Origin of the sequence: Xenorhabdus ishibashii (genome assembly GCF_002632755.1) — a bacterium.
GTDB classification, from domain to species: domain Bacteria; phylum Pseudomonadota; class Gammaproteobacteria; order Enterobacterales; family Enterobacteriaceae; genus Xenorhabdus; species Xenorhabdus ishibashii.
Genome location: NZ_NJAK01000001.1, coordinates 384,286 through 401,053, shown reverse-complemented (window position 1 = coordinate 401,053; position 16,768 = coordinate 384,286). Strand labels below are relative to the sequence as shown.

The 16,768-nt window shown below is 42.5% G+C and carries 10 protein-coding genes and 2 pseudogenes; 9 read left to right on the top strand and 3 right to left on the bottom strand.

The features are described 5' to 3' along the window. Positions 1-184 precede the first annotated feature (184 nt). The 3 genes from pepN (at position 185) to Xish_RS01950 (ending at position 4,765) form a co-directional block, all read left to right on the top strand. Positions 185-2,803, top strand: a complete 2,619-nt coding sequence (gene pepN, locus Xish_RS01960) for an aminopeptidase N (RefSeq protein WP_099116468.1) — start codon at positions 185-187, stop codon at positions 2,801-2,803. A 235-nt stretch (positions 2,804-3,038) separates the two neighbouring features. After that, positions 3,039-4,049, top strand: coding sequence for a quinone-dependent dihydroorotate dehydrogenase (gene pyrD, locus Xish_RS01955; protein WP_099116467.1), 1,011 nt, complete (start codon positions 3,039-3,041; stop codon positions 4,047-4,049). A gap of 164 nt (positions 4,050-4,213) precedes the next feature. Next, the gene (locus Xish_RS01950) at positions 4,214-4,765 is read left to right on the top strand and encodes a cell division protein ZapC (RefSeq protein WP_099116466.1); all 552 of its coding nucleotides are present in this window, start codon (positions 4,214-4,216) and stop codon (positions 4,763-4,765) included. 231 nt (positions 4,766-4,996) lie between these two features. On the opposite strand, the pseudogene Xish_RS01945 reads toward Xish_RS01950, so the two are convergent. Further along, positions 4,997-6,109: pseudogene (locus Xish_RS01945) on the bottom strand (YcbX family protein). A gap of 138 nt (positions 6,110-6,247) precedes the next feature. Here Xish_RS01945 and rlmKL point away from each other — a divergent pair. The 6 genes and pseudogenes from rlmKL to rmf all read left to right on the top strand — a co-directional run bounded on the left by rlmKL (position 6,248) and on the right by rmf (position 14,145). Then, positions 6,248-8,383, top strand: a complete 2,136-nt coding sequence (gene rlmKL / locus Xish_RS01940; protein WP_099118634.1) for a bifunctional 23S rRNA (guanine(2069)-N(7))-methyltransferase RlmK/23S rRNA (guanine(2445)-N(2))-methyltransferase RlmL — start codon at positions 6,248-6,250, stop codon at positions 8,381-8,383. Between the two features lie 4 nt (positions 8,384-8,387). Next, a pseudogene (locus Xish_RS01935) lies at positions 8,388-10,294 on the top strand (ABC transporter ATP-binding protein). A gap of 53 nt (positions 10,295-10,347) precedes the next feature. Then, complete coding sequence (pqiA, locus tag Xish_RS01930) at positions 10,348-11,616, top strand: membrane integrity-associated transporter subunit PqiA (RefSeq protein WP_099116465.1); 1,269 nt, start codon at positions 10,348-10,350, stop codon at positions 11,614-11,616. A gap of 1 nt (position 11,617) precedes the next feature. Further along, positions 11,618-13,267 (top strand): intermembrane transport protein PqiB, encoded by a 1,650-nt coding sequence (pqiB, locus tag Xish_RS01925; protein ID WP_099116464.1) that lies wholly within the window; start codon positions 11,618-11,620, stop codon positions 13,265-13,267. After that, positions 13,267-13,872, top strand: coding sequence for a membrane integrity-associated transporter subunit PqiC (gene pqiC / locus Xish_RS01920; protein ID WP_099116463.1), 606 nt, complete (start codon positions 13,267-13,269; stop codon positions 13,870-13,872). Before pqiB ends, pqiC begins: the two co-directional genes overlap by 1 nt. A 114-nt stretch (positions 13,873-13,986) precedes the next feature. Continuing rightward, positions 13,987-14,145, top strand: a complete 159-nt coding sequence (gene rmf / locus Xish_RS01915) for a ribosome modulation factor (protein ID WP_099116462.1) — start codon at positions 13,987-13,989, stop codon at positions 14,143-14,145. A 98-nt stretch (positions 14,146-14,243) separates the two neighbouring features. On the opposite strand, the gene fabA is transcribed toward rmf, so the two are convergent. After that, entirely contained in the window at positions 14,244-14,762 is a 519-nt protein-coding gene (gene fabA / locus Xish_RS01910) for a bifunctional 3-hydroxydecanoyl-ACP dehydratase/trans-2-decenoyl-ACP isomerase (protein ID WP_099116461.1), read from the bottom strand. Positions 14,763-14,847: 85 nt separating this feature from the next. Beyond that, complete coding sequence (locus Xish_RS01905; RefSeq protein WP_099118633.1) at positions 14,848-16,578, bottom strand: AAA family ATPase; 1,731 nt, start codon at positions 16,576-16,578, stop codon at positions 14,848-14,850. Positions 16,579-16,768: the final 190 nt, after the last annotated feature.

The following is a 16,768-nucleotide window of genomic DNA, read 5'->3' as shown; positions in this document are numbered from 1 at the left end:
AGATAATATCATGTTAAATGAGATATGAGATGACAATTAGCACGAAAGTACTAATATACCGACCACATCATTTATACTTTTATTTAATAAGTTATTAACATCCAAAAAAAGAGACTTATTGATTGAAAGGAAAATTTCTCTATGGCAGCGTTTATGTTTTTAAAAGTAATGGAAAAGGTTCCCTATGACACAACAGCGACTCGTTAAGCACCGTCTGGATTATCAAGCACCAGATTACACAATTACCAATATTGATCTCGATTTTGAGTTGGATGCTGAAAAAACAACGGTGACGGCAATCAGTCAGGTAAAACGTCAGGTTAATGATATTACCCCATTGATTTTGGATGGAGAAAATCTCACGTTAAAAGGCATCTATATCGATGATAAAGCGTGGGAGCATTATCAGGAACAGGATGGAAAATTGTTGATTGAGCAACTTCCAGCCCAGTTTACCTTGAAAATTGTAAATGAAATTCACCCGACAGCTAATACAGCTCTTGAAGGACTGTATATGTCTGGCGATGCCTTGTGTACTCAGTGTGAGGCAGAGGGATTCCGTCATATCACTTATTATTTGGATCGTCCAGATGTTCTGGCTTGTTTTACTACTCGCATTACGGCGGATAAGTCCAAATACCCATTCCTGCTTTCCAATGGTAACCGTATTGAACAAGGAGAGCTGGAAGATGGGCGCCATTGGGTAAAATGGCAAGACCCGTTCCCCAAACCTGCTTACTTGTTCGCATTGGTTGCAGGGGATTTTGATGTTCTGCGTGATACGTTTGTGACCCGCAGTGGCCGTGAGGTTGCACTGGAATTATTTGTTGATAGAGGCAACTTGGATCGCGCTGACTGGGCTATGACATCGTTGAAAAATTCAATGAAATGGGATGAAACCCGTTTTGGTTTGGAATATGACCTTGATATTTATATGATTGTCGCCGTTGATTTCTTCAATATGGGAGCGATGGAGAACAAGGGATTGAATATCTTCAATTCCAAATATGTTCTGGCAAAAACAGAAACAGCGACTGATGAAGATTATCTTGCCATTGAAGCTGTGATAGGACATGAATATTTCCATAACTGGACAGGAAACCGCATTACATGTCGTGACTGGTTCCAGTTAAGCCTGAAAGAGGGGCTGACAGTATTTCGTGATCAGGAGTTCAGTTCTGATCTAGGTTCCCGTTCGGTTAACCGTATTAAAAATGTGCGTGTTATGCGTTCTGCACAATTTGCCGAAGATGCTGGCCCTATGGCTCATCCTATCCGTCCTGATCAGGTGATGGAAATGAATAACTTCTATACGTTGACCGTCTATGAAAAAGGCGCGGAAGTGATTCGGATGATCCACACCTTATTAGGTGAAGAACAATTTCAGGCAGGTATGCAGCTTTATATCCACCGTCATGATGGTAGCGCGGCGACCTGTGATGATTTTGTTCAGGCGATGGAAGATGCTTCAAACGTCGATTTGACCCTCTTCCGCCGCTGGTATAGCCAATCAGGGACACCAGTCCTGACTGTTCGTGATGAATACGATGCAGAAAAACAACAATATATTTTGCATGTCAGTCAAATGACATCATCAACGGCCGATCAGAAAGAGAAACAACCGTTGCACATTCCTTTGGATATTGAACTTTATGATGCACAAGGAAGGGTGATTCCGCTGCGTCGTCATGGCCAGCCTGTGCATCATGTTTTAAATGTTATAAATGCGGAACAATCATTTGTCTTTGATGAGGTTCCATCACAACCTGTTCCTTCTTTACTGCGTGAATTTTCTGCACCAGTGAAACTGGATTATCCTTACAGTGATGAGCAGCTTTCATTCTTAATGAAACATGCGCGTAATGAGTTCTCCCGCTGGGATGCGGCGCAGGCATTGCTAACCAACTATGTGAAGCTGAATGTTGTCCGTCAGCAAAAATCTCTGCCACTGGAATTGCCAATGCATGTCATTGATGCTTTCCGGGCTGTATTGTTGGATAAAGATATTGATCCGGCTCTGGCTGCATTGATCTTGACCTTGCCGTCTGAAAATGAAATGGCAGAACTGTTTACGGTGGTAGATCCGAAAGCTATCCATGATGTCATTCGTGCCATGACAAAGGCACTGGCTAATGAAATGGTGGATGAGTTTTCCGCGGTTTATCACAGTCTTCATACAGGTGAATACCGTATAGAGCATAAGGATATTGCAAAACGTGACTTGCGTAATACTTGCCTCTACTATTTGGCCTTTATTGATACCAAAGAGTTGGCAGATAAGCTAGTGGCGGCACAATATTACCACGCTGATAACATGACTGACAGTATCGCTGCTTTATCTGCGGCTGTATCTGCTGAATTGCCTTGCAGTTATCAGTTAATGGATGAATTTGATCAGCGCTGGCATCAGGATGGTTTGGTTATGGATAAATGGTTCAGGCTGCAAGCAACCAATCCAGCCTTCGATGCACTTGATAAAGTTCGTAACTTGATGAAACATCGCTCTTTCAGCTTGAGTAATCCAAACCGTGTTTATTCACTGTTGAGAGTGTTCTTTAGTAAAAATGCTGTGGCCTTCCATGCCGAAGATGGCAGTGGTTATCAATTTTTGGTAGAAGTACTAACCGAACTGAATAGCTTAAATCCGCAAGTGGCATCACATTTGATTGATCCATTGATTCGTCTGAAACGTTATGACGAGAAACGTCAGACTTTGATGCGAGCAGCACTTGAACAGTTAAAAGAATTAGAGAACTTATCTGGTGATCTGTTTGAAAAGATTACCAAAGCACTTGAAAGTTAATAAATGAGATCGTTAACAAATCCCGTTGCTATTTTAAACGGGGTTTGTTTTTGCTTGCTTGTTTTACCTGCCTATAGAGAGGACTTTTTTGTTTACTCATATAATGGTAAATTAGTCCCCTCTTCCTGCTACAATAACGCAGCAATTATGTATGTATGAGATTGCGTATAATTCAAAATGTATAACTGACAATTCTCACGTAAAGATCATCATAAAGAACAATAGGTTAATTTAAATGTATTACTCTCTAGTACGGAAGGCGTTGTTCCAGCTTGATCCTGAACAGGCACATGAACTGACTTTCCGCCAGCTTAAACGCGTCATTGGTACTCCTTTCGAATTTCTCGTCCGCCAATCAGTTGCTACTAAACCTGTTACTTGCATGGGGTTGTCTTTTAAAAATCCACTTGGTCTAGCCGCTGGTCTCGATAAGAATGGTGATTGCATTGATGCGCTTGGAGCGATGGGCTTTGGGTTTGTTGAAATTGGCACAGTGACACCGCGCCCGCAAGCTGGAAATGATAAACCAAGATTATTCCGTGTGGTTGAAGCAGAAGGGATCATCAACCGGATGGGGTTTAATAACCTTGGAGTGGATAATCTGGTTGAAAATGTTAAGCGTGCAAAATATAACGGGATTATCGGGATCAATATTGGCAAAAATAAAGATACTCCGGTTGAAAATGGAAAAGATGATTATTTAATTTGCATGGATAAAGTTTATCCTCATGCAGGTTATATCACTATCAATATTTCTTCTCCTAATACGCCTGGCTTGAGAACATTACAGTACGGTGATGCACTGGATGATCTCTTGTCTGCAATTAAAAATAAGCAAAATGAACTTCAGCAAAAGTTCCAAAAGTATGTTCCTGTTGCTGTTAAAATCTCCCCCGATCTTTCAGAAGAAGAATTAATAAAAATTGCTGATAGTTTAATGCGTCATCATATTGATGGCGTTATTGCAACAAATACCACACTGGATAGAAAGATTATTGAAGGTTTGAATCATTGTCAGCAGGCAGGGGGATTGAGTGGACGCCCTGTGCAGTTGCGCAGCACAGAGATTATCCGTCGCCTTTCGCAAGAATTAAAAGGTGAAATACCGATTATTGGTGTAGGGGGAATTGATTCACTTGTTGCAGCCAGAGAAAAAATAGAAGCAGGTGCTTCATTAATTCAGATATATTCCGGTTTTATCTATAAAGGACCGAAACTCATCAAAGATATTGTTAATCATATCTGAATATTTGCTGCAATTGGGGGGTGGGGGTTTATTTCTGCCCTCAATTCGTCTATATTTTGTCTTATAGATTAAAATTAAATTCTATCATTTATTTTTTAACTTCTATTTCGCTGGCCAATGCTTATTTTAACAGAAAAGCTATTTTGAGCATAAAAGGGTAATCAATGAAAATTAAACCTGATGATCAGTGGCGCTGGTATTTTGATCCTGAGCACAGTCGTGTCATGCTCGATCTCGCTAATGGCATGGTTTTTCGTTCTCGCTTTCCTGCCAAAATGTTGACTGATTACGCTGTTACAATGAAAGAAATGTCATTCTCAGTTGATGATGCCGCGCTTTTTTACACCTTCGAAGAACATTCGCGTAGTATCAATATGGCCCCTGCGCTTAGAGCTGAATTAGCTTTAAATGGCGTGGTTGCGTTACGTTTTATGAAACCACAAATGCCCAAGAGCTGGTATTTCTCTCATGTTTCTTTAGTAGAAAAACCAGAACACGGTGAAATTATTCAGCTTAAATTACAGGATAGTGGCACTGAAGCGCTGTTTATGGTCGCAGAAGTCGGTGATAATGCCAGTTTGTGTCTATTGGTACAGAAAAAGCTAGAGTTGCACGATCGTGTAATGAGTTTTTGTGATCCCATTAAGGTCATGAATGATCGCATCATACCTTATATTGAGCCAACTCAATCATCGATATATGATAGAGCGATTTAGTGCTGCTGGATCGCTATATCCATAATTTTATTAACCTAATTAAATTACTTCTGTCAGCATTATTAAATACTCTTTATCATACACAACCAGATATATTTATAGAGCCAATCAATGGAATGTTTTTTTCATAATTTGTTGTCTGCTTAAGAAATCAGTAATAAAAATCAGACAGCTAGCTTATTTATACTGCCCGATTTAGCTACAAATTTTATCGTTATATGTTATTAATGTTTATATTAATTCAATGATTAAATCATTTTGAGGTATACAGCTACATGCCAGAATTTTTCCATTATTCTTGATGGAAGTTGATTTTAATGGTAATACATCCCCTTTAACCAGAGATATCTTACAGGAGCCACAAATTCCTGCACGACACGAATAAGGAATTTGAATACCCTGATTTTCGAGTTGTTCTAAAATAATTTGTTGATTATTACCAATAAAACGTTGTCCATTGAACTCAATAGCAACGGATTGTTGAGTATCTTCCTTTACAGGTAAATCAGCCGCTTGTTCACCACTACCATATTCGCGTGGCGTTCTCTTTTCCAAAATGGTGACACGATCCCCAATTCGGATAATGCCACTATTACGGGCAATGGCATTTTGCCCAAAATCAACCGCACCATTTTCTTTAGCTGTTCTGAAAGACTGTAGTGTAGCCAGTGGTTCACTTTGCGGATTTTTACGGCCTTTTTCCGGACTGACCGTTGTCAATATACAGCGACTGCACGGTTTTGGTAGATCGAAAACAATATCGCCGATTTGGATGGTTTGCCAGCTATCTTCTTCAAACGGGGCGGCGCCTGTGACAATGATATTGGCACGGAACTGCTATATTTTAATGCTGGCAGGACAGCGTTGTTGCAAGGCATGAAAAGAAGCTTCATTGATAATTAAATAGGGAAAACCATCTGCGAATGATAAAGAAATATCAGGAAATTTTTTTACCCGCCGAGTGAGTTCCTCACTAAGCCAGCGTAGTTGTACGGGTTTATCAAAAAAACCACTGAGCCAGCTATTCACTCTCTCAGGAGCGACTAAAGCGGTAAAATGATTTCCCCAAACTTCGGTAGGGAAACGCTCTTCTTTAAAATCATCATAAAATACCGTAGCGCTTTCTCCGTTGGGAGCCTGTAAATACAGACCGTTATGCAGCATAGTTGGAGTAAATAGCAGCATTTGTGGATATTGGCGGGCAGTAATAAAAGTACCGTCTATCGTGGTGATCATAAAATGGCGATCGAACGTCAGGCCATTTTCATTGACGAGAGAATGAGAGAGTTGTAATCCACGCATGGATTTTACGGGATAGGTATAGAGGTGCGACAGAGCTAGCATCCATTATCTCCAGAATGTTTTTATCTTTACTAAAGTGTTTTTATATTTATTGTGTCAGCAACTTTAGGACATGTCGAAGGTATTGGCTATAATGTGCCACAATTTTTTTGGTGGTGAACTTTTGTAATGATTAATAAGATGAACTCTCTCTTTGCCAGCACGGCACGTGGACTGGAAGAACTATTAAAAAATGAACTGGAAATCCTGGGAGCGCAATCCTGTAAGATTGCTCAGGGTGGGGTTCATTTTCAGGGCGATGATCGGGTGATGTATAAGAGCCTGCTGTGGAGCAGACTGGCATCCCGTATCATGATGCCGCTTAACGAATTTAAAGTTTACAGTGACTTGGATTTGTATCTTGGTGTCCAGTCCATTGACTGGAGTGAGATCTTCTCCGTTAATAGTACATTCTCCGTGCATTTTAGCGGCACAAATGAGGAGATCAGAAATACACAATATGGCGCACTGAAAGTAAAAGATGCCATTGTCGACAGTTTCATGCGCAAAATAAAGCAACGTCCTGATGTTGCTAAACAACAACCTGATGTCCGTATCCATGTCTTCCTGCATAAAGAGAAAGCAACCGTATCACTCGATTTGAGTGGGGATAGCTTGCATATTCGTGGCTACCGTGACTTAGCGGGACAAGCACCACTGAAAGAGAACCTTGCGGCTGCGATTATTTTGCGTTCTGGTTGGCATACCGGAACGCCAATGGTTGATCCTATGTGTGGTTCAGGGACGTTGCTAATAGAAGCGGCCATGATGGCAGCCGATTGTGCGCCTGGTTTACATCGTAAGCATTGGGGATTCATCTCATGGTTGAAATTCAACGAAACAATCTGGCGTGAAGTTATTACAGAAGCGCAGGTTCGTTTTCGTAAAGGATTACAGGAAACAACTTCCCGCTTTTTTGGAACGGATATTGATCGCCGTGTAATGGATATGGCACGTTCAAATGCCCGCAGGGCGGGAGTATCCCAGTTGATCCAGTTCCAGCAGGGAGATGCAAGTAAACTGGAAAATCCCCTGCCGGAAGGGGCAGAGGGAACGGTATTAAGCAATCCGCCTTATGGAGAACGTCTCGAAAGTGAACCTGCGTTGATTGCGTTGCACAGTGTATTTGGCCGCGTAATCAAAGCTCGTTTTTCTGGCTGGCGTTTATCACTGTTCAGTGCTTCACCAGAGTTGTTGAGTTGTTTGCAATTACGTGCAGAGCGTGAGTTTAAGGCCAAAAATGGCCCTCTGGATTGTATCCAAAAGAATTATTTCATCCAGAAAAATGAACAGCTAGCAGATATATCTCAGCCATTGGATATAGGCATCGCTGAGGATTATGCTAACCGTCTGCGTAAAAATGAGAAAAAAATTAGCAAGTGGGCCAAACAGCAAGGTATTGATTGTTATCGTTTATATGATGCAGATTTACCTGAATATAATGTTGCTGTTGATCGCTACGCCGATAAAATCGTTGTGCAAGAGTATTCCCCACCGAAATCTGTGGATGCCAATAAAGCTCGTCAACGCCTATTTGATGTGATCAGTGCAACAATGAATGTACTTGGCCTATCATCCAATCAACTGATCTTGAAAACTCGTCAACGTCAGAAAGGCAAAAGCCAGTATGAAAAGATGGCCGAAAAGAAAGAATACTTTTTGGTAAACGAATATGGCGCGAAATTCTGGGTTAACCTGACCGATTATTTGGATACGGGGCTATTTCTTGATCACCGTATTGCCCGCAAAAAGTTGGGCGAAATGAGCAGAGACAAGGATTTCCTTAACTTATTTGCTTATACCGGCTCGGCAACAGTTCACGCAGGATTGGGCGGTGCGCGTTCGACAACCACGGTTGATATGTCTCGTACTTACCTTGAATGGGCTGAGAAAAATTTACAGGCGAATGGCTTAACCGGACGTCAGCACCGTTTGATTCAGGCTGATTGCTTAGGATGGTTAGCTCAGTCCCGTGAACAATTCGATGTCATCTTTATTGATCCACCAACATTCTCTAATTCCAAGCGAATGGAAAACACTTTTGACGTTCAGCGTGATCACATCGAATTAATGAAACAACTAAAACGTCTGTTACGTCCGGCTGGAGTCTTAATGTTCTCCAATAATAAACGGGGTTTTAAAATGGATTTTGCTGAATTGAATAAATTAGGGCTGGTTGCGACCGAAATAACAGAAAAAACATTATCGCAGGATTTTGCCCGTAACCGCCAGATCCATAACTGCTGGCTGCTGCGTCACGCTGGTGAGGAAAAATAACATTATGTCATTGATTAATCTATCCGGTGCCTGGTTGTCATTCAGTGATGCACCGTTGTTGGATCATGCTGAGCTGCATATCGAAGAAAACGAAAGAGTGTGTCTGGTTGGGCGAAATGGCGCAGGAAAGTCCACACTGTTGCGCGTATTGGCAAAAGAGCAGCCATTGGATGATGGTTCGGTGATTTATGAACAAGACTTGATTGTTGCGCGCTTACAACAAGATCCCCCCGTGATGTCGAAGGCACAGTATTTGATTTTGTTGCCGAAGGGGTAAAAGAGCAGGCTGAATACATTAAAGCATTCCATCATACTTCGCGTTTGGTCGAAACAGATCCGAGTGCGAAGAACCTCAACCGTCTGGCGGAGTTGCAGGAAGTGCTGGATATCCGTGGCCTCTGGTCATTAGATAGCCGGATTAACGATGTTCTGAAACAACTTTCTCTGCCAGCAGAAGCGAAACTGTCTTCACTGTCTGGTGGTTGGTTGCGTAAGGCTGCGCTAGGTCGGGCGTTGGTTTGTTCTCCAAAGGTGCTGTTTCTTGACGAACCGACCAACCACCTTGATATCGATACCATCGAATGGCTGGAGAATTTTCTAAAAAATTTCAATGGCAGCCTCGTGTTCATTTCTCATGACCGCTCATTTATTCGCACGATGGCGACGCGTATTGTTGATCTGGATCGCGGAAAGCTGATCTCATGGCCGGGAAATTACGATAAATACCTTGAAGGAAAAGAAGAAGCTCTGCGGGTTGAAGAGCTGCAAAATGCCGAGTTTGACAAAAAACTGGCGCAGGAAGAAGTTTGGATCCGTCAAGGTATTAAAGCACGGCGTACCCGCAATGAAGGTCGGGTAAGGGCACTGAAAGCATTACGTGTGGAGCGCTCTGAACGCCGCAATGTTATGGGAACAGCGAAAATGCAGGTCGAGGAAGCGACACGTTCCGGTAAGATTGTCTTTGAAATGGAAAATGTGAATTACCAGATTGGTGATAAAACATTGGTCAAAAATTTCTCGGCGCAAGTCCAACGTGGTGACAAAATTGCGTTAGTGGGACCAAATGGCTGCGGTAAGACGACATTATTAAAGTTAATGTTGGGCGATTTGTCAGCAGACAGCGGACGTATTCATTGTGGTACAAAGCTTGAAGTGGCTTACTTTGATCAGCATCGTGCCGCATTAGATCCTGATAAAACGGTGATGGATAACCTTGCCGAAGGTAAACAGGAAGTTATGGTTAATGGGCGTTCCCGCCATGTACTGGGTTATTTGCAGGATTTCCTTTTCCATCCCAAACGGGCGATGACGCCTGTGCGGGCATTGTCCGGTGGTGAACGCAATCGCCTGTTGCTGGCACGTCTGTTCTTAAAACCAAGCAATTTACTTATTCTTGACGAACCCACCAATGATCTTGATGTTGAAACATTGGAGTTACTTGAAGAATTGGTTGATAGCTATAGCGGAACTGTGATTCTGGTGAGCCATGATCGTCAATTTGTTGATAACTCAGTCACTGAATGCTGGATTTTTGAAGGCAACGGTGAAATCAACAATTATGTAGGGGGATATTACGATGCCCAGCAGCAGCGGGCGCAAACTGTTTCCCTGCGACAAACCGCAGAGAAAAAGGCCAACGTTGAAAACAAGACGGTAAAAGTTAAAGAATTGCCTAAACGGACGAATAAGATAAGTTACCATTTACGGCGAGAATTAGAACAACTACCCTTATTATTAGAGAAATTAGAAGAAGAGATCGAGAAATTACAATCTCAGGTCAGTGACCCAGAGTTCTTTAATCAACCACATGAAATTACGCAAAATATTTTGCATGAGTTGGCAAATAAAGAACAAGAATTGGAAAAAACATTTGATCGCTGGCAAGAGTTGGAAATGATGCAAAATGGATGATTGCTGCCACATAGCATAAAAAAACGTGTGAGTTTTGTTAAAGGAGAAACACTTTGTGTTCCAATAATCACCAGCATGATAGGCTGGCTCTTTGTCCCCAGTGTGACATGCTGGCGGTTGTGCCTGATTTGGAACAAGGGAAAAAGGCAGTTTGTCCACGGTGTAATACCTTACTGACAGCAAAATGGAGAGAGCCGCGTAATCAACCAACAGGTTATGCATTAAGCGCATTAATCATGCTTTTTCTCGCTTGCCTGTTTCCTTTTGTTAGCATGAGTGTTGCGGGAATGGTGAGTGAAATAACGTTGACTCAGATCCCCGAAGTGATGTTCAGTGAAGATTATTCCAGCATGGCGGTTTTTTTCCTGATCTCGGTTCAGCTTGTGCCGACATTCTGTATGGTTGCCATCATCCTTTTATGCCAGAACATCAAAATGGCGCGCCGCCTGAAAATAGAGCTGGCGCGCATTTTGTTTCAGATGAAAACATGGTGCATGGCCGAGATCTTTCTGGCCGGAGTGCTGGTGAGCTTTGTCAAACTTATGGCACATGGTGAAATCAGTATCGGCTTGAGTTTCTTCCCTTACTGCCTGTTTTGCCTGTTTCAGGTCAGGGCATTTCAGTGCCTTGACAGACATTGGTTCTGGAATGAAATAGCACCGACTCCTGAAGTTTGCCCTACCTTGCAGGCCGGAAAACCAGGCTTAGTGCAAGGTGTCAGGCTTTGCCAATGCTGTACTGCAATTTTACCTGCTCAGCAATCTCAGTGCCCCCGCTGTCATACAAAGGGGCATGCCCGCCGTCGCAATAGCCTTCAGCGCACAATGGCACTACTGATAACATCAGCCATACTTTATATTCCAGCAAATATTTTGCCTATCATGGTGACTCAATCGCTGGGACAGCAAATTAATTCCACTATTCTGGAAGGTATTATTTTGCTTTGGGGCTCTGGCTCTTATCCTGTTGCAATGGTTATTTTTATTGCCAGTATTATGGTGCCTTTATTGAAAATGCTGGCGATTGGTTGGTTATGCTGGGATGCAAAAAGCCAAACAGGCCGTGATTCTGAAAAGATGCATTTTGTTTATGAAATGGTGGAGTTTGTTGGGCGTTGGTCAATGATTGATGTCTTTGTGATTGCCATTTTGTCCGCGCTGGTTCGCATGGGGCAATTGATGAGTATTTATCCTGATTTGGGTGCTATCCTGTTTGCTCTGGTAGTTATTTTGACGATGTTTGCATCAATAATGTTCGATCCGCGTTTAACTTGGGACAAAGCTAACAGCCAATTTGAGCGACATAAGAATGAGGAGTTGTAAGGTGACGGATAAAGAAGAAGATTTGACTCAGGCCAGAATTCGTAAACTTAAGAGTTGGTCACCTGTATGGATAGTACCCATTATCACCGTGCTGATTGGAGCTTGGATACTGTTTTACCATTTCAGCCATCAGGGACCAGAAGTCACATTGATAACTTCCAATGCTGAAGGTATTGAAGCAGGCAAAACTAAAATTAAAAGCCGCAGTGTTGACGTTGGGGTTGTCGAAAGCGTGTCTTTGAGCGAAAACCTGGGGCAAGTTATCATTAAAGCGCGCCTAAATGATGGAATGAATCGTTTGCTACGTACAGATACTGCTTTCTGGGTTGTCAAACCCCAGATTGGCCGTGAAGGCGTTTCTGGTCTGAGTACATTACTGTCCGGCGTTTTTATTGAATTACAGCCTGGCACTCAAGGCGAAGAAGAAAGCCGCTTTTCATTGCTTGATACCCCACCACTTGCTTCCCCTGATGCAAAAGGTATTCGTCTGATTCTGACCAGTGAAAAAGCAGGACGATTAACACCAGGAGATCCAGTGCTCTTTAGGGGATATCGAGTGGGCTCAGTTGAGGCTGGCACGTTTGATCCAACATCCCGAGTGATTCGTTACCAAATTTTCGTTAAATCACCTTACGACGCTTTACTGACCACCAATGTCAGATTCTGGAAAGACAGCGGTGTCACGTTTGATATGTCATCACAAGGCATACGAGTTGATGTTGCTTCATTATCGACCTTGTTTGGGGGAGGAGTGAGTTTTGATGTACCACAAGGTTGGGAACTGGGTAAACCAGTGAAGGAAAAGGAAGTCTTTAAACTCTACGATAGCGAAAAAAACATCCAAAACGCACTGTATACCGAACATACAGACTTTTTACTATTTTTCTCTGATTCTGTGCGTGGCTTACAGCCGGGTGCGCCTGTCGAATTCCGTGGTATTCGGGTAGGAACGGTGGCAAGAGTTCCTTTTTATAGTGAAGACATTAAGCAGCGTCTCGACAATGAATTCCGTATTCCTGTATTGATTCATGTAGAACCTGGGCGATTTGTGAAAGAGTTAGGTAATGGATTCGATACAGACAACGAATTGAAGGAAACTATTACCAGGGGATTGAGAGCCACTTTAAAACCAGGCAATTTACTCACAGGAGCGTTGTTTATTGATCTGGACTTTTTCACTAATGAAAAACTCTGGAAAGGCCCATATGAAATCGCCGGTTATAAGATCCTGCCTACAGTAAGTAGTGGTTTGGCGCAAATTCAACAGAAAGTCACCTCGGTGCTGGACAAAATTAACAATATGCCGATTGAGGCAGTGTTTGTTCAGGCAACACAAACACTTAAAGAAAGTCAGAAAGCAGTCAAAACAGCGCAGAAAACGATGGATGAATTAAATCGCATTCTTGCGAGTAAAGAAGCACAAGAACTGCCTAAAGATATACAAAATACATTGCATGAGTTGAATCGCAGTATGCAGGGGATCCAGCCAGGTTCACCGGCTTATAGTAAGCTGATGGATAATATGCAACAGCTAGAGCAGGTATTACGTGAATTGCAGCCTGTTTTGAAAACACTCAACAACAAAAGTAATGCATTGGTATTTGAAGCAGAAGCGATAAAAGATCCTGAACCTAAAAAGGCGCCTAACTGATGAAAAAATTGATTTCAAAATTGGCATTTTTTATGTCTGCCAGCGTACTTATTGTGGGAAGTGGGCTTCTTTCGGGATGCAGTAGTAGTCAGCCACAAAAAACATATTATCAATTACCAGTTTTGGCTAACTTGGCATCACAGGAAGGTAAATTGGGGGCTAAACATGAACGGCAACTGTGGATAAAAAGGTTTAATCTTTCTGACTACCTTACCGCGCCAGGAATTGTGTATCAAACAGGGGAGGTGAGCTATATCAACGCATCGAACCATTTATGGGCTAGCCCCTTGCAGCAACAGTTACAACAAGCATTGATTTCTGAATTGAGCGCAGCATTTCCATATCGTCTGGTTTCTCAGCAGGAATTAGAAAAAGAGGCAGATGTGCTGGATATCACAATAACGGCTTTTCACGGGCGCTATGACGGACAGGTATTGATTGAAGGCTATTGGATATTGTCTAACTCAGACAAGGTGATTAAGCGGCCATTCAGCCTGAAATTAAAACAGGAGAAAGATGGTTACGCTGAATTAGTGCTTACTTTAGCGAAAGGTTACAGCCAGTTAGCCAAATCCATTGCCAGCCAACTCCCTTTGCAAAGTTAACCGAGCTATGAATATTTTTGCTTGATATTCATTTCACGCAGGGGTATCACTAGAACCAGTCGGGTAAAAAACGAACATTGTTCATCTTCATGGTAACAAGTGAGGAAATAAGGCATGAAAAGACAGAAAAGAGACCGTTTAGCAAGGGCACTTTCCAGAGGCTATTATGCAGGCATTTTGGGACGGCCACGGGAGAATTGTCCTTATTATTCATTGGATGCTCGTTCGTATTGGTTAGGGGGATGGCGCCAGGCGCAGGAAGATCGGGTTTGAATTCAGCAAATAGGAGAAACACCTCCGCAGTAGCGGAGGTGCTCAGTACATTGGGGACAGTAATGGATAAACCTTAGGTCACCAGCAGTATGAGATGATTAAAAGGCACTGGTATCCTTAAACAAGCCTACTTTCAAATCAGTCGCAGCATAAATCAGTTTGCCATCTACCAGAACTTCACCATCAGCCAGACCCATAATTAATTTGCGATTAATGACACGCTTGAAATTAATGCGATAGGTCACTTTTTTGGCTGTTGGCAATACCTGACCGGTAAATTTAACTTCCCCAACACCGAGCGCGCGGCCTTTACCTTCTCCCCCGATCCAGCCCAGAAAGAAACCGACAAGCTGCCACATGGCATCAAGGCCAAGGCAGCCAGGCATGACAGGATCATTGACAAAATGACAATCGAAAAACCACAACTCAGGGGTGATATCGAGTTCAGCCTCGATATAACCCTTATCGTAATTACCGCCGGTTTCTGTCATTTTCGTGATGCGATCCATCATCAGCATATTGCCAGAAGGCAGCGGTGGTCCATTCTCACCAAACAATTTACCTTGCCCAGAGGCTTGAAGTTCTTCTTTCGTGTAGGACTCTTGTTTTTTAAACATATTTTCAGATAGCCTTATAATCGTGTAAGGCTAGAGAATAGCGTACACTTGTACACCCAACAACTCCGATCAGATAACGAAGGAGTTAACCTAGCCAGCGTAGAAACCAAGGAAGACGAGGTCTTTCTTGAATATTAGCTTGTGCAATGCGTTCACATATCATAGCTAACAAGTGTTCTTTTTGTGGATCATAATAAGGAATACCTGTTAACAATGATATCGTCTCAGAAACATGCTCAACTGCCCAAATATGAAATTGCCCATTTTTGACTGCATCAATAACATCTTGATTTAAGCACAAATGTTGAACATTTGTGGCTGGAATAATAACCCCCTGATGACCGGTTAACCCTCGGTAGTGACATATACGGAAAAAACTCTCAATTTTTTCATTAACGCCACCAATAGGTTGTACATAACCAAACTGATCTACAGCCCCCGTAACGGCAATTTGCTGGTCGATAGGTTGTTGTGACAAAGCACTGATAAGGGCACACAATTCGGCAAGCGAAGCACTGTCACCATCTACTTCACCATAGGATTGTTCAAAGACAATCGAAGCTGAGAACGGTTGTGGCTGCTCTAATTTCAATTCAGAAATTAAATAAGCCTGCATGATCATCATGCCTTTTGCATGGATATTGCCGCCTAATTCGACTTTGCGTTCCACATCGATAAATTCCCCGTCCCCTAAATGTGCAACACAACTAATACGAGAAGGTTCACCCATTGGATCAGGATGTCCGGGATATTCGAGTACAGATAGCCCATTGATTTGACCGATAACTGAGCCTTGCGTGCGAATCAATATCTGGCCTTGCAGAATTTCATTTATGCTACGCTCAGCCAAATAACCATGACGCCAGATGCGATTATCTTCCGCTTGTTGCAGGGAGTGTTTGGTGATCTGCTTTTCCTGCTGATAATTGGCAGCAGCTTCTAATTTTTGTTGTACCCATTGAATATCCAGAGGTAACCGGAACTGATCTTCGGTGTAACGAGTAGCAAGCTTAATTAACTCAGGCCAGGCATCAGCACTTAACGGTGGCAAGTTTTGTTGCTGAATGATCCCGTTAACGTACTGGCACCATATGGTTAGATCATCTTCTGCATGAAAGGGCATATCCAGCTCAAATTCGCCATACAATGCATTGCTTGCCAGTTCAGGTTCAATGGCCTGTAACTCTTCAAGACTGAGCCTGTCACCGACTAAAATCAGACGCAAATCTAATTCCATTGAAGGTATTGGTAATGGCAGGGGACGATTTTCATCGTGTGACAGCCAGTCAAAACGGCGTTGAATGATCATTTGCTTAAGACGAACCCACATCAATGGCTGAGAGAGTAGGGTACGCAAAGGCAAAATCAAGATACCACCATTTACTTGATGGATAAGGCCTGGTTGCAGTTGAAGTATTCCTTGGTGCGTATAAACATTGCCAAATAGTTGCTCTGGCTCAATCCACTCACGGTAAGCAACTCGTTCGGTTGGCGCAAAAATACCTTCCCCTGAAGAGTGCCAGGTAATGGTTTGATGTTCTATCTGGTAATAACCACCGATATTTGGATGACTTTCCGGTAACAAAGAAGAAATAGTATTGGATAGAAGAGACAGATAAACATCACTCTCTTCTGCTTTCAGTAGCATAAAAGGTTGACGCAGGGAGGTCTGACAGAAAAGGGATAACCCACTATGCAATCTGGGTTGAACCACATCTATTGTGATGGGGGACAATTCAGCGACAGAATTAAAGAGTGCCTGATAAGGCGCATTGTTTGGCTGTAATGCCTGCCAGTCTAGTTTTATATTCGTCAAGGTGATAGCTACATCATATAGTGAAAAGGAAAACATTTAGTATACAAGATTAGGCAATGAATCGACATGCCAGAATTTTGAAAGCAGCGACATTTGAGCCAGCGCTTTTATTGCTTGTAAAATATGCCAATATTTTATGTTGTTATAGGCAATTTTAAGAAATAGTTGCTATGCTTAATTTAAGTTACGC